The 21,223-nt window shown below is 65.6% G+C and carries 20 protein-coding genes, 1 pseudogene and 1 riboswitch; of the genes and pseudogenes, 17 read left to right on the forward strand and 4 right to left on the reverse strand.

Annotated elements, in window-relative coordinates:
* Positions 1-16 precede the first annotated feature (16 nt).
* The gene (locus AC5Y5W_RS17125; protein ID WP_500011766.1) at positions 17-463 is read left to right on the forward strand and encodes a hypothetical protein; all 447 of its coding nucleotides are present in this window, start codon (positions 17-19) and stop codon (positions 461-463) included.
* Between the two features lie 39 nt (positions 464-502).
* Positions 503-4,945, forward strand: coding sequence for a cation-translocating P-type ATPase (locus tag AC5Y5W_RS17130; protein ID WP_500011985.1), 4,443 nt, complete (start codon positions 503-505; stop codon positions 4,943-4,945).
* On the opposite strand, the pseudogene AC5Y5W_RS17135 reads toward AC5Y5W_RS17130, so the two are convergent.
* A pseudogene (locus tag AC5Y5W_RS17135) lies at positions 4,860-5,048 on the reverse strand (hypothetical protein); the annotation flags it as partial. The gene AC5Y5W_RS17130 and the pseudogene AC5Y5W_RS17135 sit on opposite strands and share 86 nt — an antisense overlap.
* On the opposite strand from AC5Y5W_RS17135, the gene AC5Y5W_RS17140 reads away from it, so the two are divergent.
* The 6 genes from AC5Y5W_RS17140 to AC5Y5W_RS17165 all read left to right on the forward strand — a co-directional run bounded on the left by AC5Y5W_RS17140 (position 4,992) and on the right by AC5Y5W_RS17165 (position 10,441).
* Complete coding sequence (locus tag AC5Y5W_RS17140) at positions 4,992-5,270, forward strand: hypothetical protein (RefSeq protein WP_500011768.1); 279 nt, start codon at positions 4,992-4,994, stop codon at positions 5,268-5,270. The pseudogene AC5Y5W_RS17135 and the gene AC5Y5W_RS17140 overlap by 57 nt on opposite strands.
* A gap of 60 nt (positions 5,271-5,330) precedes the next feature.
* Positions 5,331-5,436, forward strand: a riboswitch (TPP riboswitch).
* Complete coding sequence (gene thiC, locus AC5Y5W_RS17145) at positions 5,428-7,059, forward strand: phosphomethylpyrimidine synthase ThiC (protein ID WP_499887484.1); 1,632 nt, start codon at positions 5,428-5,430, stop codon at positions 7,057-7,059. Its footprint overlaps the riboswitch before it by 9 nt.
* Complete coding sequence (gene thiD, locus AC5Y5W_RS17150) at positions 7,056-7,886, forward strand: bifunctional hydroxymethylpyrimidine kinase/phosphomethylpyrimidine kinase (protein WP_500011769.1); 831 nt, start codon at positions 7,056-7,058, stop codon at positions 7,884-7,886. The genes thiC and thiD overlap by 4 nt, the downstream gene beginning before the upstream one ends.
* Positions 7,883-8,515, forward strand: coding sequence for an alpha/beta hydrolase family protein (locus AC5Y5W_RS17155; RefSeq protein WP_500011771.1), 633 nt, complete (start codon positions 7,883-7,885; stop codon positions 8,513-8,515). The genes thiD and AC5Y5W_RS17155 overlap by 4 nt, the downstream gene beginning before the upstream one ends.
* Before the next feature lie 156 nt (positions 8,516-8,671).
* Complete coding sequence (locus tag AC5Y5W_RS17160; RefSeq protein WP_500011772.1) at positions 8,672-10,156, forward strand: flavin-containing monooxygenase; 1,485 nt, start codon at positions 8,672-8,674, stop codon at positions 10,154-10,156.
* Between the two features lie 9 nt (positions 10,157-10,165).
* The gene (locus AC5Y5W_RS17165; protein WP_500011773.1) at positions 10,166-10,441 is read left to right on the forward strand and encodes a hypothetical protein; all 276 of its coding nucleotides are present in this window, start codon (positions 10,166-10,168) and stop codon (positions 10,439-10,441) included.
* Here AC5Y5W_RS17165 and AC5Y5W_RS17170 read toward each other — a convergent pair.
* Complete coding sequence (locus AC5Y5W_RS17170) at positions 10,416-11,648, reverse strand: TetR/AcrR family transcriptional regulator (RefSeq protein ID WP_500011774.1); 1,233 nt, start codon at positions 11,646-11,648, stop codon at positions 10,416-10,418. The genes AC5Y5W_RS17165 and AC5Y5W_RS17170 overlap by 26 nt on opposite strands.
* A 129-nt stretch (positions 11,649-11,777) precedes the next feature.
* Here AC5Y5W_RS17170 and AC5Y5W_RS17175 point away from each other — a divergent pair, with 129 nt between their 5' ends.
* The 3 genes from AC5Y5W_RS17175 to AC5Y5W_RS17185 are packed head-to-tail and all read left to right on the forward strand — an operon-like array spanning position 11,778 to position 13,229.
* Entirely contained in the window at positions 11,778-12,002 is a 225-nt protein-coding gene (locus tag AC5Y5W_RS17175; protein ID WP_500011775.1) for a hypothetical protein, read from the forward strand.
* Complete coding sequence (locus AC5Y5W_RS17180; protein WP_500011776.1) at positions 11,999-12,886, forward strand: oxygenase MpaB family protein; 888 nt, start codon at positions 11,999-12,001, stop codon at positions 12,884-12,886. Before AC5Y5W_RS17175 ends, AC5Y5W_RS17180 begins: the two co-directional genes overlap by 4 nt.
* 25 nt (positions 12,887-12,911) lie before the next feature.
* Positions 12,912-13,229, forward strand: coding sequence for a hypothetical protein (locus AC5Y5W_RS17185; protein WP_500011778.1), 318 nt, complete (start codon positions 12,912-12,914; stop codon positions 13,227-13,229).
* A 17-nt stretch (positions 13,230-13,246) separates the two neighbouring features.
* Here AC5Y5W_RS17185 and AC5Y5W_RS17190 read toward each other — a convergent pair whose 3' ends face one another.
* Together AC5Y5W_RS17190 and AC5Y5W_RS17195 are read right to left on the reverse strand one after the other, a co-directional pair.
* Positions 13,247-13,831 carry an Rv1363c family protein gene (locus AC5Y5W_RS17190; RefSeq protein WP_500011779.1) on the reverse strand — a complete coding sequence of 195 codons (585 nt, stop codon included), beginning with the start codon at positions 13,829-13,831 and terminating at the stop codon, positions 13,247-13,249.
* Positions 13,832-13,855: 24 nt separating this feature from the next.
* Positions 13,856-14,464, reverse strand: coding sequence for a hypothetical protein (locus tag AC5Y5W_RS17195; protein WP_500022399.1), 609 nt, complete (start codon positions 14,462-14,464; stop codon positions 13,856-13,858).
* A gap of 219 nt (positions 14,465-14,683) precedes the next feature.
* Here AC5Y5W_RS17195 and AC5Y5W_RS17200 point away from each other — a divergent pair, with 219 nt between their 5' ends.
* The 6 genes from AC5Y5W_RS17200 to AC5Y5W_RS17225 are packed head-to-tail and all read left to right on the forward strand — an operon-like array spanning position 14,684 to position 21,222.
* The gene (locus AC5Y5W_RS17200; RefSeq protein ID WP_500011781.1) at positions 14,684-15,550 is read left to right on the forward strand and encodes an MlaE family ABC transporter permease; all 867 of its coding nucleotides are present in this window, start codon (positions 14,684-14,686) and stop codon (positions 15,548-15,550) included.
* 51 nt (positions 15,551-15,601) lie between these two features.
* Positions 15,602-16,459: an ABC transporter permease gene (locus AC5Y5W_RS17205; RefSeq protein WP_500011782.1), complete on the forward strand. Its 858-nt coding sequence runs from the start codon at positions 15,602-15,604 to the stop codon at positions 16,457-16,459.
* Entirely contained in the window at positions 16,460-17,998 is a 1,539-nt protein-coding gene (locus AC5Y5W_RS17210) for an MlaD family protein (RefSeq protein ID WP_500011784.1), read from the forward strand.
* Positions 17,995-19,074, forward strand: coding sequence for an MlaD family protein (locus AC5Y5W_RS17215; RefSeq protein WP_500011786.1), 1,080 nt, complete (start codon positions 17,995-17,997; stop codon positions 19,072-19,074). Before AC5Y5W_RS17210 ends, AC5Y5W_RS17215 begins: the two co-directional genes overlap by 4 nt.
* On the forward strand, positions 19,067-20,110 hold the full coding sequence (locus tag AC5Y5W_RS17220; protein ID WP_500011787.1) for an MlaD family protein: 1,044 nt from the start codon (positions 19,067-19,069) through the stop codon (positions 20,108-20,110). Before AC5Y5W_RS17215 ends, AC5Y5W_RS17220 begins: the two co-directional genes overlap by 8 nt.
* Positions 20,107-21,222: an MCE family protein gene (locus AC5Y5W_RS17225; RefSeq protein ID WP_500011788.1), complete on the forward strand. Its 1,116-nt coding sequence runs from the start codon at positions 20,107-20,109 to the stop codon at positions 21,220-21,222. The genes AC5Y5W_RS17220 and AC5Y5W_RS17225 overlap by 4 nt, the downstream gene beginning before the upstream one ends.
* The last annotated feature ends 1 nt before the right edge of the window (position 21,223 follow it).

Below are 21,223 nucleotides of genomic sequence, written 5' to 3' on the forward strand. Positions count from 1 at the left end.
AACAATAGGAGTCATCATGGGTGTCGTCGGCGGCACAGTGCGCAGCGTGACGCGAACGGTGGGTCGCGCCGCGGCAGCGACGACTGCCGCCGCGGGTGCGGTGGGTGGTGCGGCGGTCAGTGGTGTCGTCGGCGGCGTGACGGGAGCCGCGGCCGGCATCCAGCGCGGGATCGACAGCGGTAGTCACTCGAAGGCGGCGGCCGCGTTGACGCTGGGCGCTCTCGGCGTCAGCGGCTTGGTCGAGTGGCCGGTGTTGTTGGCCGTCGGCGGTGGGGCGCTGGTTCTGCGGCAGCTGAATCGTCCGCGCGACACCACGACCGCGCCGGCCAAATCGGCCCCAGCCAAATCGAGCCCGGCCAAACCGACCGGGGCCGCGAAGAAGTCACAGCCTCGGCGACCATCGCCGACCAAACGGGCGCCGGCGCGGCAGTCTCGCAGCACACAATCGCGCGGCCGTCATTAGTTTCCGCGATTGAGTACCGTCGAATCCGTGCGAAGACCCATGCCGCTGCGCGCGGTCGCGGTGGGCATCCAGACTCTGAGCACCGCGGCGTCCATCGGCGCCAGCATGGTCACCATTCCGGTCCGGGAAGGCGTCAGAGCCTTGTCCGGAGAGCTGCCCGGACCACCGTTGAGCCGGCATGCCTGGCGTGGCGAGGGCCGCGCCTGGATCGAGGTGCGCGGACTGGACCGTCCGAACGGCGCTGAACTCGGCCGGGTCGTCCTCGATGCCGTGCGCGCCCGCCCCGGTGTCGCCTCGGCGAGTCTCAACCGCCCGCTGTCGCGGGTGGTCGTCGTCCTCAATGGCGATCAGGTGTCGCTGCACGAGTTGTGCCGGGTGGTCGGCGAAGCCGAAAAACGCTGTCCCAGAACCGGCGTCGCCGGCAGAGACCCTCGCCCTAAACCGCTGCCCGGTGACGGGCTGGTGGTGGCTACCAAGGCGGTGGCGGTCGGTGCCACCGCAGCGGGCATGGCTGCGGCCATGGCGGGCCGCGCGCTGCGCTGGCCGCGACTGCCGGACAGCGTCGAAGCGGCCGTGGTGGCGGTGGACTTCCAGCCCTGGCTGCGGCGTGTGCTCGAAGACCGCATCGGCCACGCGGCAACCGACACCGCGCTGACCGTCGCCATGACTGCGGCACATATCGTTTCGCTGTCGCCGGCGTCGCTGGCGGTGGACCTGATGATGGAGGCGCTCAAGGCCGCCGAGTGCCGCGCCGAAGCGCAAGCATGGCGCCGCCACGAACCGGCGTTGGCCCGGCATGCCGACCACCCCGAAGCCCACCCGTCGTCGCGGCCGGTGCCGCCACCGGCAGGCGCGGCCCAACGGCACGCGCAGCGCTTCGCCATCGCGCAAGCCGTCGCAGCCGCGGCGATCGGTGCGGGCACCCGAAGCCTGAACATGGCGTCTACGGCCGCACTGGTGACCGCGCCCAAAGCGCTGCGCACCACCCGCGAGTCCTTCGCCGCGACACTCGGATACGCCTGGGCCGACCAGCACGGCGTGCTGCCGTTGCGGCCGGAAAGCCTGCGCCGGCTCGACCAGGTGGACGCGCTGCTCGTCGACCCCCGGGTGCTGTGCACCGAGAAACTGCGGGTGGTCCGGGTGCGCGGCGCGCCGGAGAACGAGCTCACCGCGGCGTGGCACCGCGCCCAGGCATTGTTGGACGACGCCGGCCTGAGTTCGGGCTGGCACCCGATTCCCGGCATGCCGGGCCGAAGACCGAGGTCGCGCGTCGAGGCGCTGATCTGCCCGACGCACGATCCGATGGCGCCGGCGATGATGGCCGAGGCGCGCCGCTGCGGGGTGGATCTGATCTCCGTCGACATCGATTCGCTCGGCGAGCTGCGGCCCGCGTTCGACGAGATCCGGCCGCTGGACGTCGGGTCGGTCGACGACGCGCTCACCGACGCCCTGGCCGACCTGCAACAGGACGGTCACGTGGTGGCGGTGCTGTCGACGACCGGCGGCCAGGCGCTGTCGTCGGCCGATGTCGCGTTGGGGATCATGCCGCGCAACGATTCCGAGCCGCCGCCGTGGTACGCCGATCTGCTGTTGCCGGATCTGACCGCTGCGTGGCGGGTGCTGCACGCGCTGCCGGCGGCCAAATCGGCCAGCCGGCGCGGCATCGAGATCTCCACCGGTGCGACGGCACTGGGCGCGTTGCTGATGCTGCCAGGGGTCCGCGGCCGCGGGCCAGGCCCGGTGACCACCGGCGCGGCCGCCGGTCTGCTCTCCGGTTACTGGCTGGCCCGTCAGACGGTTCGGGCATCACCGCCGCGGCCGGCGCCTGTGCACGAGTGGCACGCGATGACGGTCGAGCAGGTCCGCCGTGAGTTGCCGCCGCCCGAAGCGCCCGAAATCGCCACGCCCAGTCGCGCGGTGGCCACCGCTCAACGCGGCGTCGAACTGGAGGGACGCCCACGTCGCGCAGTGTGGCAGTTCGTCACGGCCGTGCGCGCCGAGTTGTCCGATCCATTGACCCCGGTGCTGGCGCTGGGTTCGGCGGCCAGCGCGGTGCTGGGTTCGCCCGTCGACGCGGTGCTCGTCGGTTCGGTGCTGACCGGCAACGCCATCCTGGCGGCCAGCCAGCGGCTGCGCGCCGAGAGCCGGCTCGACCGCTTACTGGCGCAACAGGTTCCGCCGGCCCGGAAGGTGACCACCGGCCCCGACGGCACACCGGTCTACACCGACGTCGCCGCCGAGCAGCTGCGACCCGGCGACGTGATCGAGGTGCGCACCCACGAGGTGGTGCCCGCCGACGCCCGGGTCATCGATGAAGTCGACGTCGAAGTCGACGAGTCGACCCTCACCGGCGAATCACTGTCGGTGGAAAAGCAAGTCGACGCCACCCCGGGCGCCGAATTGGCCGAGCGCCGCTGCCTGCTGTTTGAGGGCACCACGGTGGTGGCGGGCACCGCGGTCGCGGTGGTGACCGCGGTCGGCGCCGACACCCAGGCTCGGCGCGCTGCCGAACTGGCGTCCGGCGAGCTGCCCACCGTCGGACTGCAACACCAGCTCAGCCAGCTCACCAATAGGGCGTTTCCGGTCAGCATGGCCGGTGGTGCGTTGGTCAGCGCGCTGGGAATCTTGCGCCGCCGTGGCTTGCGGGAAGCCGTTGCCAGCGGCATCGCCGTCACCGTGGCGGCGGTCCCGGAAGGGATGCCGCTGGTGGCCACTCTCGCGCAGGCGGCATCGGCGCGGCGGCTCACCACCTTCGGGGCGCTGGTCCGCGTCCCGCGTTCGGTGGAGGCACTCGGCCGCGTCGACGTGGTCTGCTTCGACAAGACCGGAACGCTGTCCGAGAACCGGCTGCGCGTCGCCGAGGTGCATCCCGTCGGCGGACATTCCCGCGAAGAGGTGTTGCGCTACGCGGCACACGCCACCCCACCGTCCAACGGCACGCCCCAGATCCACGCCACCGACCGGGCCATCGCCGAGGCGGCGCTCTCGGTGAACGGCGCCGGCCCCGCCCGCGACCCCGACGCGCATCTGCCGTTCCGCTCCGGCCGGTCGTTCTCGGCATCGGTGTCGGGAGAAGAGCTGACCATCAAGGGCGCACCGGAAGTGGTGTTGGCCAACTGTGCAGACGTCGGCCCGGACATGTGGAAAACCGTCGACGGGCTGGCCGCCGGCGGGCTACGGGTGATTGCGGTGGCGCAGCGACGGCTCACCCCTGCCCAGGCGCAGACCGTGCAGAACGACGACGACGCCATCGCCGGGCTGGCCGACGGCGAGCTGTCGCTAGCCGGACTGGTGGGACTGTCCGACACCCCGCGCCCGGAAGCCGCCGGCCTGCTCGCGGCGCTGTCCGAGCGGAAGGTGGCCGTGCGGCTGATCACCGGCGACCACCCGATCACCGCCACCGCAATCGCCCGGGAACTGGGCATGCCGGTGCCCCCGAGTCAGGTGATCAGCGGTACGGAGTGGGACAACCTGTCCCGCAAGGACCAGGAACGCGCGGTCGCCGAGCGGGTGATCTTCGCCCGGATGTCACCGGAGAACAAGGTGCAGATCGTGCAGACCCTGGAACGCGCCGGCAAGGTCTGCGCGATGGTTGGGGACGGCTCCAACGATGCCGCCGCCATCCGGGCCGCCACCGTCGGGATCGGCGTGGTTGCCCGCGGCAGCGACCCGGCCCGCACCGCGGCGGACGTGGTCCTGGTCGACGGCCGCATTCAGGCGCTACTGCAGGCCATCGAGGAAGGCCGGGAACTCTGGCGGCGGGTGCAGGCGGCGGTGTCGGTGCTGCTCGGCGGCAATGCCGGCGAAGTCGGCTTCTCGATCATCGGCAGCGCGATCACCGGTCGCTCCCCGCTCAACACGCGCCAGCTGCTGCTGGTGAACATGCTTACCGACGCGCTGCCGGCCGCAGCGCTCGCCGTGAGTCAGACGACCGGGGCGGACAACTGGGAGGGACGCGGACCCGATCAGCGTGCGCTGTGGCGTGCGGTCGGGATCCGAGGTGCAACGACGGCGGCCGCTGCGACGGCGGCGTGGGTGATGGCCGGCGTCACCGGGCGCCCCCAGCGCGCGTCGACCGTGGCGCTGGTCGCGCTGGTGGCTGCTCAGCTGGGCCAGACGCTGCTGGACTCACATGCCCCGCTGGTGGTGGGCACCGCCGTCGGCTCGCTGGCCGCAATGGCGACGCTGATCAGTATTCCGGGAGTCAGCCAGCTGCTCGGCTGTACACCGCTTGGCCCGCTCGCGTGGGCACAAGCGCTGGGAGCAGCCGCGGCGGCAACAGTCGCGGTGGCTGTGGCCACCCGGCGATCGGCTGGTCAGCGCCCTGCGGAGTCGGAACCCGATCAGGCTTCCCGACCTCCACAACGCCGACGCGCCACAACACCGCGTACAGCTCGATCACCGGCACCGTCAACAGCTGAGCGAGCGCTGAAGCTAGTGGATCAGCCAGAGCATCGGTCGTCGCCATACGTCCGACAGTGACGGCAACACCCGGCTCAGCGGCAAACTCAACGTTTCGGAAAGGCAAATGATGGTCGAAAAGAAATCGCGCCGCACCGCATCGCAACGCGAAGCGGTCGAACACATCCGCGAAGGCGAGACGTTCGCGGTCAACCTGCCGCTGGTCGGGCAGGTGCAGGTGCCGCGGCCCGAGCAACTGGCGTACTACGGCGGGCTGGCTGCACTGGCCGCATTCGAGCTCATCGACTGGCCGGTGGCGCTGGTCATCGCCGCCGGGCATGTCCTGGCCAGTAACCACCACAACAAGTTGCTCGAAGAACTCGGCCAGGCGATGGAAGAGGTCTAGGAGAGTCGTTTCCGAGCCCTTCTGACACCGCCGCAGTGCTGCGCTAGCGTGGGCAGGGTCCACAATCCACGCGGGAGCGCAGTGCGCTGAGAGGACGGCTCAGGGGCCGTCGACCGTATGAACCTGACCGGGTAATGCCGGCGTAGGGAGAGGAAATATGACCGCAACCGTCGAACCTGCTGTGACCACCGGCCCGATCGCAGGCAGCAGCAAGGCTTACCGCGACCTAGAGGTGCCCGGCGGCGGGGCCGGTCTTCGAGTGCCGTTCCGGCGGGTAAACCTGTCCAACGGCGAACATTTCGACCTCTACGACACCTCCGGCCCCTACACCGACCCGGACGCGGTGATCGACGTACATCGCGGCCTGCCGCCGCGTCCCGGTGTGGTGCGTGACCGAGGCACCCAGCTGCAGCGGGCCCGCGCCGGCGAGATCACCGCGGAGATGGCATTCATCGCCGACCGCGAAGGCATGCCGGCCGAGTTGGTGCGCGACGAGGTGGCCCGCGGCCGCGCGGTGATCCCGGCCAACCACAACCATCCCGAGAGCGAGCCGATGATCATCGGCAAGGCGTTCGCGGTGAAAGTCAATGCCAATATCGGCAACTCGGCGGTGACCTCCTCGATCGCCGAGGAGGTCGACAAGATGGTGTGGGCGACCCGCTGGGGCGCCGACACCATCATGGATCTGTCCACCGGCAAGGACATCCACGAGACCCGCGAGTGGATCATCCGCAATTCGCCGGTTCCGGTCGGCACCGTCCCGATCTACCAGGCGCTGGAGAAGGTCAAGGGCGATCCGACCGAGCTGACGTGGGAGATCTACCGCGACACCGTGCTCGAGCAGTGCGAGCAGGGTGTCGACTACATGACCGTGCATGCCGGAGTGCTGCTGCGGTATGTGCCGCTGACCGCCAAGCGGGTCACCGGCATCGTGTCGCGCGGCGGCTCGATCATGGCCGCCTGGTGCCTGGCGCATCACCAGGAGTCCTTCCTCTACACGCACTTCGAGGAATTGGCCGACATCTTCGCGCGCTACGACGTGACGTTCTCGCTGGGCGACGGGCTGCGGCCCGGCTCGATCGCCGATGCCAACGACGCCGCGCAGTTCGCCGAGCTGCGCACACTGGGCGAGCTGACCAAGATTGCCAAAGCCCATGGCGCCCAAGTGATGATCGAAGGCCCCGGCCACGTCCCGATGCACAAGATCGTCGAGAACGTGCGGCTGGAAGAGGAACTCTGCGAGGAGGCCCCGTTCTACACGCTGGGCCCGCTGGCCACCGACATCGCCCCGGCCTATGACCACATCACCTCGGCAATCGGTGCTGCGATCATCGCGCAGGCCGGCACCGCGATGCTCTGCTACGTCACGCCCAAGGAGCATCTGGGGCTGCCGGATCGCAAAGACGTCAAGGACGGGGTGATCGCCTACAAGATCGCCGCGCATTCCGCCGACCTGGCCAAGGGGCATCCCCGTGCCCAGGAGCGGGACGATGCATTGTCGACGGCGCGGTTCGAGTTCCGCTGGAACGACCAGTTCGCATTGTCGCTGGATCCCGATACCGCAAGGGAATTCCACGACGAGACACTGCCCGCCGAGCCGGCCAAGACTGCGCACTTCTGCTCGATGTGCGGGCCGAAGTTCTGCTCGATGCGCATCACCCAGGACGTGCGGGATTACGCCGCCAAGCACGGACTCGACAGCGAGGAAGCCATCGAAGCCGCCATGGCGGAGAAGTCGGCCGAGTTCGCCGAGCACGGCAATCGGGTGTATCTACCGCTCGCACAGTGAACTACCTGCCGCTGGCGCCGCCGGGCACGACGCCGCTGCGGGTGCTGGCCATCGCCGGATCGGACTCCGGCGGCGGCGCCGGCATGCAGGCCGACGTGCGCACCTGCGCGTTGCTGGGAGTGCATGCGTTGTGCGCCGTGACCGCGGTGACAGTGCAGAACTCGGTGGGCGTCAGGGGTTTCCACAAAGTTCCGGGCAACGTGATCGCTGCCCAGATCGAGGTGGTATGCCACGATATCGGCCTGCAGGCCGCGAAAACCGGGATGCTGGCCTCCGCCGAGATCATCGCCGCCGTAGCGGACAGTTGGCGTGCCCATGGACCCGATGCCCCACTGGTGGTCGATCCGGTGTGCGCGTCGATGCACGGTGACCCGCTGCTGGATGCTGGCGGACTGGAATCGCTTCGCGCCGAACTATTTCCACTGGCAACACTGGTGACACCGAATTTGCACGAAGTACGGCTACTAGTCGACATCGAGGTCATCGATTCCGATTCGCAGCGCGACGCCGCCCGCGCCCTGCATGCGCTGGGGCCGAAGTGGGCGCTGGTCAAGGGCGGGCATCTGCAGGGATCGGCCCACAGCACGGATTTGCTGTTCGACGGCACCGACTTTCACGAGTTCGAGTCGCCACGAGTGGACACCGCCCATGACCACGGTGCCGGTGACACATTGGCCGCCGCGACGGCCTGCGCGCTGGCTCACGGCTACGCCATTCCGGAAGCTGTCGCGTTCGCCAAAGCCTGGGTGACCGAATGCCTCCGCGCCTCGTATCCACTCGGCCACGGCCATGGCCCGGTATCTCCGCTGTTCCGGCTCGACACATGAACCTGGATCAGATCGCCGGGGTCGCGCACGAACCCGAGGGCACACCCATCGGCGTGGTGGTGTTGACACACGGCGCCGGTGGCAGCAGGGAATCTGCTCTGCTGCAACGACTTTGCGACGAATGGGCGCAGCGCGGCTGGCTGGCGGTGCGCTACAACCTGCCCTACCGGCGACGCCGGCCCAAAGGACCGCCGTCGGGTTCGGCAGCCACCGACCGCGCCGGCATCGTGGAGGCGATCACGATGTGCCGCGGACTTGCCGAGGGCCCGCTGATCGCCGGTGGCCACTCCTACGGCGGCCGGCAGACGTCGATGGTGGTTTCCGACGGTTCGGTGTCAGTGGACGTGCTGACGCTGTTCTCCTACCCGCTGCATCCGCCCGGTAAGCCGGACCGCGCCCGCACCGAACACCTGCCCGACATCAGCGCGCCGACGGTCTTCACGCACGGCACGTCAGATCCCTTCGGCACCCTCGACGAGTTGCGCGATGCTGCCGCCCTGATTTCGGCGCCGACCTGGATCGTCGAGATCACCGGCGCACGTCACGATTTGGCATCGAAGACCGTTGACGTGCCGGCGCTGGCGGTCGACGCCGCGCTGCGACTTTTGGGCCGGGCGCTGCCAAACTAACTGTTCACCGGCATCAGGGCTGGCGCACGCCGTCTATTTCGGGCGACGGTTGTCGACAAATGTGGCGAACGGCACTTTTGTGGATTGCCGTGACACGAGCCATTGCTCAGGCGCACCTAATTCCATACTTACTGTCAACTCAGGTACCGTTTTTTTATGACTACGAAGCAGTACGACGGTGTCATCGTCGGGGCGGGCTTCGGGGGAATCGGCGCGGCGATCCAGCTCAAGCGCCTCGGCTTCGACAACATCACCATTCTCGATCGCGAATCAGATCTGGGCGGCACCTGGCATGTCAACCATTATCCGGGCCTGGCCGTCGACGTCCCGTCGACCAGTTACTCGTACTGGTTCGAGCCCAACCCGTACTGGTCGCGGGTGTTCGCACCGGGTGCTGAGCTCAAGCAGTACGTCGACCACGTCGCCGACAAGTACGACGTGCGCCGCCACATGCGGTTCAACACCACCGTGGAGGGCGCCCGCTGGGACGAGGAGACGCAGCTATGGCGGGTCTCGCTGGCCGGCGGGGAGACGCTGACCACGCAATTCTTGGTCACCGCCACCGGTTTCCTGTCCCAGCCGCACACCCCGGATATCCAGGGCATCGGCGGTTTTGCGGGCAAAGTCATCCACACCACGGCGTGGGACCACAGCCAAGACTTCGCGGGCCGTCGGGTAGGGCTGATCGGTACGGGGGCCACCGCGATCCAGCTCATCCCCGAACTGGCGAAGACCGTCGCCGACCTGACGGTTTATCAGCGCACCGCGATCTGGGTGGCGCCCAAGCTGGACTTCCCGATCCCCCCTGCGGTGCAGCGACTGTTCGCTCGGATACCGCTCACCCAGCGGGCGCTGCGGTGGGTCACCGACGGGTTGCTCGAGTTCATGACGCTCACCGCTGTACTGAACTACCGCTATTTCCGGCGAATATCGATCGCCGGAATGGACGTGTGCAAGATGCACCGGTTCGCGCAGGTTCGCGATAAGGAATTGCGGCGCAAGCTGACGCCCAACTACGACCTCGGCTGCAAACGACCGAGCTGGTCCAACGACTACTACCGCAGCTTCACCAAACCCCATGTGCACTTGGAGACCAGCGGCATCGAGCGGATAGAACCGGACGGGATCGTCACCAAGGACGGGCACAAGGCTCCCATCGACACCCTGGTGCTGGCTACCGGATTCGACCTGTGGGAAGCCAACTTCCCCGCTATCGAGGTAATCGGCCGGAAGGGCCGTAACCTGGGCAAGTGGTGGCGCGACCACAGGTTCCAGGCCTATCAGGGTGTTTCCATCCCGTACTTCCCCAACTACCTGAGCCTGGCCAGCCCGTACGCCTTTGCGGGACTGTCGTTCTTCAACACCATGGAATATCAGATGCGGCACATGGACAGGTTGCTCGGCGAGGTAAAGCGCAGGGGCGCAACCTCTTTCGAGGTTACCGAAGAGGCCAATGCCCGTTTCCTGGATCGCATGACCCGGCACCTGGACAGCTCGGTGTTCTACTCCGGCGACTGTGTTACGTCGCGGTCCTACTATTTCAACCCAAGCGGCGAAGCCACGCTGCTACGGCCCACCTCCGTGCGTAATGCGGTGCGGGACGGGTCGCGATTCCCGTTGGACGACTACGCGATCGCGTAAAGGAGATTCATGTCCCGCAACAGCTCGCGCCTGGCCCGGTTCTCCGGTTTGACGCTGGCCGGCGTCGGGTTATCCCATTTCACCAGCCCGCAGCTGTGGGAGCCGATCAGCAAGCCGGTGTTTCCACGAGGCACCCGTCAGCACATCTACACCAACGGCGGTGTCGAGACCATGCTGGGCCTGGGCTTTTCCGATCGGCGCACGCGCAGCCTGGCGATCGTCGGGTTGATCGGCTACGCGGCCTACCTGCTCGGTACGGCTATTCGGAACGGCCAAACACAGTAGCCTGCATCAGCGTTCGCACGCAGGCCTGCGGGTAGGCCGCGTTGTCCGCCGGCACGTCGTACTGCACCAACCGGCCCAGGTCGACCACCAGCGCTATCGCGGCGTGCACCAGAAATCGGGCCTGTGTTTCGCCCAGTGCCGGCCGTGCCGATGCCAGCAGCCGCACCCACGAATCAATCGTTGACCGCTGCACGTCGCGCAGTAGCTCCTGATCGGCCCGGGTCAAATTGACCCGCTCCGTGTAGTAAATGGCGGCCAGTTCGGGGTTGGCGAACGATGTCGCCACGAACGCTTCGATCAGCACTGTCAGCATCTGGTGCGGTTCGGCGAGATCACCCAGGATCGCCGAGAGGTGGCCCGATACCCGGTCGGCCGCCCGCCGCAGACCGGTGGAAAGAATTTCGCACTTGCCCGAGAAGTACCGGTAGATGCCCGACACCGGGATACCGACCGCCGAAGCGATCTGCGCCATGCTGGTCTCGGGGTAGCCGTGGTGGTTGAACAACACCATCGACGCATGTAGCAGCGCTTCGTAAAGCCCGGCATCCGAGGCGAAGATGCGCCAGGTCGGCGGACGGGCGATGGGGTCGTCCGGGTGCGGAAGCTCGGCGTCCAGGACCGCCGCGGCAGCCTCGGCAAGCAACGGGCGGATTTCATCGTCGGGCAGCCGGACACGATGGTCGACGATGCTGCCGATGACGCTGAGCAGCCCTGACGAGAGCATCCACCGCTGCGATGAGGTCAGTGCCGGCCGGATCATCAGCAGCGGTCGTTGGATTCGCCGGTTAACCAGTCGAAGTTGGTCCTTCAACGTGGACTCGTCCTCGCCGTGCAGGTAGCGGGCCTGCCACCGGTAGAGGCCGCCGGACTCCCGGTTGGCCAACGTCACGTCGATCAGTGCGTCGACCAGCCGTCGCAGCGTCGCGGCCGGGTCAGCGTGGGCAGGTTCGATGTCGACGAAGTCGGTGGAGTCGACCAACTGCTGGCTCAGCGCCAACACCGCTCCGCGGAACAACTCGTATTTGCCCGAGTAATGCCGGTATAGCGCCGCCGCGGAAATCCCGACCCTTGCCGCGATGGCTTCCATGCTGACCGCGTGATAGCCCAGCGCGCTGAACGCCTCGGCGGCAGCCCGGGCGATCTGCGCCTTGCGGTCCTTCGGCCGCCGGCGAACTTCGGCTGCCGGGTCGGTACGGGCGGTCGTCACCGCCTAACCCTAGCGTCAGATTTGGGTCTGGAAAAACTTAACCGGAATCTACCGAAGAGTCAGAATTTCCATTAACATAATTGATACTAAACCCGCTTACCGAGGGTGCCGACGAGGAGGGAACCGCCCATGCTGGGCAAGGTACGCCAGCTGCTCAGCTTCCAGCTCACGATCGCCGAGCTGATTGGGCTCGGCTTGCTCGTTGGAACACCGTACCTGCTGGTTGGGGTGATTTGGTCGACCACTCACACCGACCATCTGCACCAGATGCACGGTGCCGATCTAGTGGTGTCCTTCCTCGGGTCGATCGTGTCGTGGCCGGTGCTGCTGTTCGCTGACGTGTGCATGACATGAGCACAGACGTTCCGTCGGCTCCGCTGACCACCGCCGACACCCGCATTCACATCGCTCGGCGTACAGCGCGGTGGGACGACCGTCCTGCCACGGTGGCCGATGCACTGGACTTCTGGTCATTTGCTGCCGGTGCTGCCAATGTCGTCATGCAGCTGTCCTCGCCGGGCGTCGGCTACGGAGTGGTCGAGAGCAAGGTCGACTCCGGGAGCCTGATGAAGCACCCCTGGAAGCGGGCCCGCACCACGTTCAGCTACCTGGCGGTGGCGATCATCGGCAGCCCTACCGAGCGCGCCGCCTACCGCGACGCCGTCGACGTCGCCCACCGCCAGGTTCGATCGGAGCCGTCGAGCCCGGTGAAGTACAGCGGCTTCGATCGTGACCTCCAGATGTGGGTGGCAGCATGCCTTTTCGTCGGTTTGGAGGACACCTATCAACTGCTGCGCGGCCAGCTGTCCGGCGAGCTTGCCGAGCACTTTTACCGGTCGGCGTTCCCGCTGGGCACCACCCTGCAGGTCACCGAGGACCAATGGCCCGCGACCCGAGCCGAATTCGACCAATACTGGAACGACGCTTGCCAACGCGTTGTGATCGACGACGTCGTGCGCAACTACCTACAGGACCTGATCAACCTCACCATGATCACGCCGCTGCTGCGGCCATTCGTGCCATTACTACGGTTTCTCACGTCGGGATTTCTGGCCCCGGTATTCCGGGACACCTTGCAAATCAAGTGGACGCCGGGACAACAGCGCCGATTCGAATACCTGTTTCTGCTGGTGGCTTTCGTCAATCGCTTCCTGCCCAAGTTCATCCGACAGGGCGGCAGCTACGTGTTGCTTGCCGATGTGCGATGGCGAATCCGTCGGCGCCGCAACCTGATCTGAAGGGAGCACCGTGAAGAATCGGCACTTGTTGCTCGCCATCGCAGGCATACTGCTGGTGGTGGTCGGACTCATGGCGTTGTGGTGGCAGGTCTTTCTGGCCCAGTATGACCAGTACGGCATTCAGATCACCTGCGGCAGGGCCTTTAACGCGAACATGTCCCATGCCGCCGATGCAGGCGGCGACAACCTCGTCGCGCAGTGCGGCAAAGCGCTGCTCGTGCGGCGCGCCTGGGCGATCCCAACCGCGATCATCGGGTGGCTGTTACTCACCGCCTTGGTAGCGGGGTGGTTGCACCACGCCCCGACCGACCAGGCACACGAGGAAGAAGCCTCGCGCGTCTGATCGGTCCCAGGCGAATCTCATGGCAGCTCAACCTTGCTGGCCAGCCATCGGCCGTCCACCTTGTCCATGGTCATCGTGACCCTGCTGCGGTCCAACTGGGGTTGCGGAGCAGCGGCGTTGCTTACCGACTGATCGACGAACAGCACAACCTCGACCTGGTTTTCAGTGGCGGACTTGACCGCCGCGTCGATCACAGTGCCGTGCGCCGCCGCCTTGTTTTCGACCAGCACCTGGCGCAGTTGTGCACTTGATTCGGTGTACATGTCTTTGAACTCACCGGTCGCCCCGTCGAGAACCTCGGTGAAGTTTTTGTCGAGCGCATTGGTGTCGACGCTGGTCAGTGTCAGTGTGTATTTCATTGCCGCGTCGAGCGCCTGGGCAGCGGCGACATCCCGCTGATGGTGTTGAAACAACAGCCAGCCTTCGTAGCCTGTCGCCGCCAGCAAGGCAGCCAGCACAATGGCCGCAGCCCACCGAATGGGCTTGGCCTGACGCGCTTTTCGCTTTGACTGCTCATTTTCAGCGCGCTCGGCGACAGAATCCTCGTCCGCATCGCTGGAGTCGTCGGCGGCCGCCTCCGCAGTATCTTCCGAGAGCTTCATCTCACATCTCACCTCCCATATTGGTCACGAGCTGCATGCTCCGGAGTCGCGGAGCGCGTCGCCCCACCCGGTGGCCGCAACGATGTTGGCGTGTGTCACTCCTGATGAGTCCTTCTTCTTGATGCTGGCACTGATTCGGGATAGCTGAAATGCCATGCTGGTCATCGACTCTCCGCCGTATATCGGCGAATACGGGCCGAAGTTGTCCAGGTTGTTGGTGATGACCAACGGCTTCACCCGGGGCGCCAAGAAGGCAGTCGACTGGTCGATGTTGGCGACGACGGCATCGGCTTGCCGTTGCACTCCGCCGGCCGAGTAATCGTCGTGTTGGTCGCCGAGGTGGCGGTTGAACTCGTTGATCTGGCCGATCAATGGGTCGAACTGGGCATTGAACCACTGACATGAGTCCGACATGCCGCTGACCATCTCGGGCGTCACCCGGTACGCGAACGTGTTGTACGGCCAAAGGTCGAAGTTCGGTGACCAGTCGCTCGGCGACGGGGCGAACACCGGCAGCGGCGGCGGCGGACTGGTATCAGCGGTGGCGTGGCCGGACAGCACCAGAGCGGTGGCGAGGACCGGCCCGGCGCACGCCACGCTGGCACTTCCCCGCCGCAAGCTTTTCGGCCGCATTCGCATCCTCTCCACCTTGACGGTCGGAAATTGCCATTCACATGCTCGACGTGCACCGGATCTTCCCGCGAACCTCGCAGGAGGTCAAGCGGGGTCTCACTAAACATATGTCTGATGGCGGCCGAGGTCAGTAGGCATTTGCGCGCCCACTGTGCGGTTCGGCCGGCCAAGCATCCAGGTTTCGCCGAAACCTTTCGCTTAATCAGAATGATGATTAACATGCTCGCCGTGGAGCCTGGTATCGGCAGCGTTCAAGCACGCGACGATGTGGCCGCCATCGAGCAATGGACCGTTGGTTACGTCAGACGCCATCCGGTTGCCTCGCTGACCACCGTGGGCGAGCAGTACGTCCTGGCGGTCCGTACCATCCAGTACTTCTTCATCGACCTGTTCACCGGCCGCTTCCAGTGGATCGAGTTTCTGCGGCAAGGCGCGTTCATGGCGGGCACGGCCGTACTGCCGACCGTCTTGGTCGCACTACCGATCGGCGTGACGCTGTCCATCCAGTTCGCGCTGCTGGCCAATCAGGTCGGCGCCACGTCACTGGCCGGTGCCGCCAGTGGGCTGGCGGTCATCCGCCAAGCCGCCTCGTTGGTGGCCGCGGTACTGATGGCCTCGGCTGTCGGATCCGCAATCACCGCCGACCTCGGCTCCCGCACCATGCGCGAGGAAACCGACGCCATGGAGGTCATGGGCGTGTCGGTGATTCGCCGCCTGGTCGTGCCACGCTTTGCCGCCGCGGTCATGATCGGTGTCGCGTTGACGGGAATCACTTGCTTCGTAGGCTTTTTGGCCAGCTACCTGTTCAACGTGTACTTCCAGCGCGGCGCTCCGGGCAGCTTCGTGGCCACCTTCTCGTCGTTCGCCACTACCGGCGACATGATCGTGGCGCTCCTCAAAGCCGTTGTGTACGGCGGCATCGTGGCGGTGGTGGCCTGCCAGAAGGGTCTGTCCACCAAAGGCGGCCCGACCGGCGTCGCCGACTCGGTGAATGCGGCCGTCGTTGAATCGATTTTGGTGCTGATGATCGTCAACGTCGGCATCAGCCAGCTCTACAACGTGCTGTTCCCCCGGACGGGGCTGTGACATGCGCGCCGGCGACGATGCAGAGCGCAGCGATGCTGAGGAGCGGCACAAATGACCGTGTCGACCTATGTACCGACGATCGCGCGGCCGGTCGTCGCTGTTTACCGCCGGGCAGCGACACCGACTGTCCGCTTGGGGCACATGCTGGTGTTCTTCGTCCGGGCCGTGCTTGCGGTGCCCGCATCGTTGCGTCAGTACCGGAAGGAATTCCTGCGGCTGCTGTCGGATATTGCCTGGGGCAATGGCTCGATCGTGGTGGGCGGCGGCACCGCCGGCGTCGCGGTCGTGCTCGGTTTCACTGCCGGCGCCCTGGTCGCCGTGGAGGGCTACAACTTTCTGAACCTGCTCGGCTTGGGTCCGGCGACCGGCATCATCTCATCGCTGGTGAACACCCGAGAGCTCGCGCCGATCATGGCATCACTGGCCTTCGCGATGCAGGCCGGTTGCCGGTTCACCGCACAGTTGGGCGCGATGCGCATCGCCGACGAGATCGACGCCCTGGAATCGCTGGCGATCCGTCCGATCCCGTTTCTGGTCACCACCCGGCTGATGGCGTCCGTGATCGCCGTCGTTCCCCTCTACGTGGCCTGCTTGGCAGTCACCTACCTCACCTGTCAGGTCGTCGCAGGTGTCATCAGTGGCGGCTCCGTCGGGCCCTACCTGCACTACTTCACGATGATGTTGAGCGGCAAGGACATCATCTATTCGGTTCTCAAATGTGTTGTTTTCGTGTGGATTTCATCCACTGTGCAGTGCTACTACGGGTTCTACGCCGGTGGCGGCCCGGAAGGCGTCGGGGTGGCTGCCGGGCATGCGATGCGCGCCAGCATCACCGTCGTGATCATGGTCAACATGCTGCTCACCATGGCGTTGTGGAGCATCGATGCCGGCGCGAGATTTGGTGGCTAGATGGCGAATTCGTTGGATCTGGACGGCCGCGGCCCCTCCGAGCCGCAGTTGTTGGCATGCGGGGTGACTGTGCTGCTGGTCGTCGCAATGGTCACCGGCAGCCTGCTGCTGAAGTCCACCGGGAAACTCAACGACTACGTCCGGGTGGTTGCCGAGCTGGTGAACGTCGGCGACGGGCTGCCTGCGCGTTCCGACGTCAAGTACCACGGATTGCTGGTCGGCGCCGTCGACAATGTCATTCCGGCCACCTACGGCAAGCCCAACTTCGTTCACATCAACCTCAAACCCGAGTACGCCAAGGACATCCCGGCCACAGTGACCGCACGGGTAGTACCCAGCAATGTGTTCGCGGTGTCGTCGGTGCAGCTGGTCGACGGCGTGCGTAGCGCGAGCATCCGCAACGGTGCGCACATCCCGGAAAACACCGATCTGTCAACGGTGATCTTCCAGACGACCATCAGCAAGCTACGTGACATCCTCGCCGCGACCGGCCGGGGGCGCGAGGATCACAGCGTCGGCATTCTGGCCGCCGTCGGGGCGGCCACCGAAAACCGCCGCGGCACCCTACTCACGGCTGGCGCTCAATTATCCCGCATGCTCAACGAACTCAATGCCATCGTCACCACCGACCCGGGACCGTCGACGGTCTCAGCCCTGCTGGATGCCACCCGTGGTTTGCAGGCCACCGCGCCGGAACTCGTCGATGTGCTGCATGACGCGGTCAAACCAATGCAGACCTTGGCCGAGAAGCGGGCACAATTCACGTCATTGATCGCCGGCTCCCAGCACACGTTCAGCGTGAACCGGCAGGCCTTCGACAACCACACCGACCAGCTGATCGAAATGACCCAGAACCTCACCCCCGTGCTGGGCGTGCTCGCATTGCACAGCGACCAATTCCTGCCGATCTTCACCAGATTGAATCGGCTGTCCAACAAATTCTTCGAAGAGGTGTGGGACCCCGATCTCGACACCGGGAACATGCGGGTCAACCTGGCGCTCACCCCCACCTACACCTACACGCGGGCCGACTGCCCGCGCTACGGCGAGCTGAAGGGTCCGAGTTGCTTCACCGCCCCGGAGATCGCGGTGCGCGCCGATCTACCCGAGGCGTTGCTGCCGCAGAACTATCACCCGCCTGCTGATCTCGCGCCGCCGCCGGGCACCGAGTTCGGGCCGGACGGGAACTTGGCCGCGGTCGCGCCGCCACTGGTCAATCCCAATTCCAGCCTGCAGGATCCCAACCCACCGCTGCCGTGGTGGCCGTGGCCCACCGGCCCGGCTCCCAGGGTCCCGGGAACCGCCGACCCAGATGATGCACCGCCGCCGCCCGCGGGGCAGCCGCTGCCTGCCGAGGCTGCGCCGGCGTCGTATGGCGGAAACGTCGGCCCGGTCGGCAGCCAACAGGAGCGCAACCAGCTCGGACTGATCACCGGCCAGCCTCATCCCGCGTCTGTGGCCACCCAACTGTTGCTGGGCCCGGTGGCCCGCGGAACGACGGTCTCGCTGCGGCCCGAGCCAGCCGGGAAGCCGAAATGACCTTCCGCGGACCGCTGATCGGCTTATCGATCTTCATGGCAATCGCCACCGCCGTCACCTGGCTGGTGTACGCCACCCTGCGGCGCGACGTGGCCGGAACGACGACGCCGTATGCGGCGATGTTCACCGACGTGTACGGCCTGCGGGTTGGCGACGATGTCCGGATGGCCGGCGTGCGGGTCGGCCGGGTCGAAAGCATCGAGCTTGCCGGGAAACTGGCCAAGGTCTCGTTCATCGTCCAAGACGACCAACACCTCTACGGCAACACCGTGGCCTCGGTGACCTATCAAAACATCATCGGGCAGCGCTATCTCGGCTTGTCGCTCGGCGAAATCGGCAACCACGACCTGCTCCCCGCGAAAAGCGTCATCCCGGTGCAGCAGACGGATCCGTCATTCGATGTCGGAAAGCTGCTCAATGGTTTCGAGCCGCTGTTTTCCCTGCTGAATCCCAAGCAAGCCGACGACCTCACCAAAGGTGTTCTGCAGTCGCTGCAAGGCGACCGCGCATCCATCCCGCTGCTGGTGGAGCAGACGTCGACGCTCAGCAAGACCTTGTCCGCACGCGATCAAGCCCTCGGTGACCTCATCTCCAGCCTCACCAAAGTCAGCGACTCCGTGGCTGTGCAAAACGACGAACTGGATCATGCCCTCACCCAAACCCTCGGCGTAGTAGGCGATTTCGATGCCCGCCGACCTTCGCTGCAGTCCTCGGTCGGCTCGCTGGCCCAGGTCACGCGACGGCTCTCCGCGATCGCTGACGACGTCTACCCCGCATTGGACCAGCTCATCACCCGCCAGCCCGGTTTCAGCAAGCACATGGCCGGCATCGAACCTCAGCTGGCGTTCACCGGCGACAACCTGCCGCTGTTGTTGAAGGGCTTTGCCCGGGCCACCGGTGAGGGCTCCTACGGCAACGCCTATGCCTGCGACCTCAACGCCGCCGGGTTCTTCCCCGGGCTCAACGACTTGACCACCTTCATCGTCAACGCGGCGACGCCGGGCAACGCCTACCCGATTACCACTCAGAACCTTGGCTGGCATACGCCCCGATGCAGGAACATGGCCAATGGCTAAAACCTTGTTGCCGCGGTTGCGGCGCCGTCCGCTGGAGTCCTACAACACGACATTGCTCGGCTTCGTCGCATTGGCCGTAGTCGCGGTGCTTGTCGCGGCATCGCTGTTGGTGAAGCTGCTCGGTGCCGGCTATACGCGCTACACCGCCGAGTTTCTCCAAGCCGCTTCGCTGCGCCCGGGCAACCCCATCACCATTGCCGGCATCGAAGTGGGCAACGTCTCGAGCATGAAGCTCGTCGGCGATCACGTCGAGGCCGGCTTGAAGGTGCGAGACAACATTGTGTTGGGCAAGAACACCACGGCAGTCATCAAGGTCATGACCATCCTCGGCTCCCGCTACCTGGAGCTATTGCCGGACGGCCCCGGCTCGCTGCCGGGCAAGACGATCGGCCTGGCCCACACCGAGGTTCCCTACGATTTACAGTCGCTACTAGAAGACGCCACAACGACATTCGAGCAGGTTGACTCCGACCAGTTCGCGCAATCACTGGCCGTCCTGGGCACGCAACTCGACGGGGTGCCGCCCCTGGTTCCGCAAGCCATGGCCAACCTGCACACGTTGTCGACGATCACCGCCGACCGGCGAGATCAGCTCGGCACCCTGCTGGCCAGTACCCAACGGGTGGTCAACACGCTGCGGGCACAGCAGACAAATCTGGGTAACTTGATGGACCAGGGCCAGGACCTACTCGGCCATTTGGTGGCGCGAGAGGCCACCTTTCACGCCATGTTGGCGGCCTTGACCCAACTCGTCGACAAGCTCGAGAAGATCGTGGTCAACGACCGGCCGATGCTCGACGAGTTGTTCACCAATCTGCATGAGCTCACCAATATGGTCGGCCACCACGACGACCTGTTGCGCAGTCTCTTGCAGGCCGCTCCCTTACCGCTGCGTGGCTTGACCAACGCCACCGGCTATGGTCCCGTCGTCGAGTTCAATCTTCCCAACGGGTTGGCTATCGACTCGTGGATGTGCGCGATCAGTGGCCGCGCCAAGGAATTCGGCATGATCCAGTACTTCAAGGACTGCAAATGATTACCCGTAGGCGCAGGATCATTGCGCTCGTCGCCGCCTTCACTGTCCTGGCCGCCGTGGGCACCGGGGTGGTCAGCTACTACGTCAAGTCACAGCTCGACACCATCAGCCTGACCGCTCAATTCGACAGCGCCGCGGGGCTTTATGAGGGCAATGCAGTCGCGGTCCTTGGCATGCCGGTGGGGAAAGTCACCAAGGTCACCTCAAGGGGGAGCTACGTCGAGGTTGACTTCACCGTGGACAAACACGTCAAAGTCCCCGCCGCCGCGCACGCGGTGACCCTTACCACCTCGATTCTCACCGATCGCCAGATCGAATTGACGCCGCCCTATCGCGGGGGCCCGGTGATGAAGAACCACGACACGATCGGCCTGACCAGAACCAAGACGCCCGTCGCCTTCGATCGGGTGCTCGACATGCTCGACAAAGTTTCGAAGTCACTCAAAGGCGACGGCAAAGGTGGTGGGCCGATGGCCGACGTGACCGATGCCGCAGTCGGAATCGCCGACGGCAACGGCCAAAAGATCCTGTCCGCACTCGACGAACTCTCTAAGGCGTTGCGGCTCAGCTCGGAGCGCGGTGTAACCACCCGGCAGCAGTTGACCACCATCATCACTGACCTCAGCTCGATCGTGGAGGCCACCGCCCGCAACGACGCCAAGGTGCGGCAGTTCGGGTCCACAACCCACCAGCTCAGCCAGATGCTCTCCGAGGAGCAATTCGGTACCGGCGTCACCGGCCGCACCATGAACAAGATCCTTGATCAGGTAGCCACCTTGATCGAGGCGAATCGGGAAAACCTGAAAGAAGCCGTCCGCAACGGCGATACCGCCGCGAAGACTCTCATCGACAACCAGCGCGGGGTAGCCGAAATGCTCGACGTACTACCGCTGACGCTGGAGAACCTCTACAACACCGTCGACCAGAACAACGGCGCCATCCGCGTGCACGGCCTTCTCGTCAAGGCACTCACCGACAGTCAGAGCACCAAGGAAATGTGCAACCTGATGCATCTACGCCAATTGGGCTGCAGCACGGGGACATTGCAAGACTACGGTCCCGACTTTGGCTTGACCTATATTCTCGACGGCCTGTCAGCGATGGGGCAGTAGT

It is taken from the genome of Mycobacterium sp. NGS51, from assembly GCF_059812525.1.

What these genes read in the sequence shown, in the direction of transcription:
- AC5Y5W_RS17125 (WP_500011766.1), top strand. Translation starts at nt 17, where the DNA reads ATGGGTGTCGTCGGCGGCACAGTGCGCAGCGTGACGCGAACGGTGGGT.
- AC5Y5W_RS17130 (WP_500011985.1), top strand. Translation starts at nt 503, where the DNA reads ATGCCGCTGCGCGCGGTCGCGGTGGGCATCCAGACTCTGAGCACCGCG.
- AC5Y5W_RS17140 (WP_500011768.1), top strand. Translation starts at nt 4,992, where the DNA reads ATGATGGTCGAAAAGAAATCGCGCCGCACCGCATCGCAACGCGAAGCG.
- thiC (WP_499887484.1), top strand. Translation starts at nt 5,428, where the DNA reads ATGACCGCAACCGTCGAACCTGCTGTGACCACCGGCCCGATCGCAGGC.
- AC5Y5W_RS17155 (WP_500011771.1), top strand. Translation starts at nt 7,883, where the DNA reads ATGAACCTGGATCAGATCGCCGGGGTCGCGCACGAACCCGAGGGCACA.
- AC5Y5W_RS17160 (WP_500011772.1), top strand. Translation starts at nt 8,672, where the DNA reads ATGACTACGAAGCAGTACGACGGTGTCATCGTCGGGGCGGGCTTCGGG.
- AC5Y5W_RS17165 (WP_500011773.1), top strand. Translation starts at nt 10,166, where the DNA reads ATGTCCCGCAACAGCTCGCGCCTGGCCCGGTTCTCCGGTTTGACGCTG.
- AC5Y5W_RS17175 (WP_500011775.1), top strand. Translation starts at nt 11,778, where the DNA reads ATGCTGGGCAAGGTACGCCAGCTGCTCAGCTTCCAGCTCACGATCGCC.
- AC5Y5W_RS17180 (WP_500011776.1), top strand. Translation starts at nt 11,999, where the DNA reads ATGAGCACAGACGTTCCGTCGGCTCCGCTGACCACCGCCGACACCCGC.
- AC5Y5W_RS17190 (WP_500011779.1), bottom strand. Translation starts at nt 13,831, where the DNA reads ATGAAGCTCTCGGAAGATACTGCGGAGGCGGCCGCCGACGACTCCAGC.
- AC5Y5W_RS17195 (WP_500022399.1), bottom strand. Translation starts at nt 14,464, where the DNA reads ATGCGGCCGAAAAGCTTGCGGCGGGGAAGTGCCAGCGTGGCGTGCGCC.
- AC5Y5W_RS17200 (WP_500011781.1), top strand. Translation starts at nt 14,684, where the DNA reads ATGCTCGCCGTGGAGCCTGGTATCGGCAGCGTTCAAGCACGCGACGAT.
- AC5Y5W_RS17205 (WP_500011782.1), top strand. Translation starts at nt 15,602, where the DNA reads ATGACCGTGTCGACCTATGTACCGACGATCGCGCGGCCGGTCGTCGCT.
- AC5Y5W_RS17210 (WP_500011784.1), top strand. Translation starts at nt 16,460, where the DNA reads ATGGCGAATTCGTTGGATCTGGACGGCCGCGGCCCCTCCGAGCCGCAG.
- AC5Y5W_RS17215 (WP_500011786.1), top strand. Translation starts at nt 17,995, where the DNA reads ATGACCTTCCGCGGACCGCTGATCGGCTTATCGATCTTCATGGCAATC.
- AC5Y5W_RS17220 (WP_500011787.1), top strand. Translation starts at nt 19,067, where the DNA reads ATGGCTAAAACCTTGTTGCCGCGGTTGCGGCGCCGTCCGCTGGAGTCC.
- AC5Y5W_RS17225 (WP_500011788.1), top strand. Translation starts at nt 20,107, where the DNA reads ATGATTACCCGTAGGCGCAGGATCATTGCGCTCGTCGCCGCCTTCACT.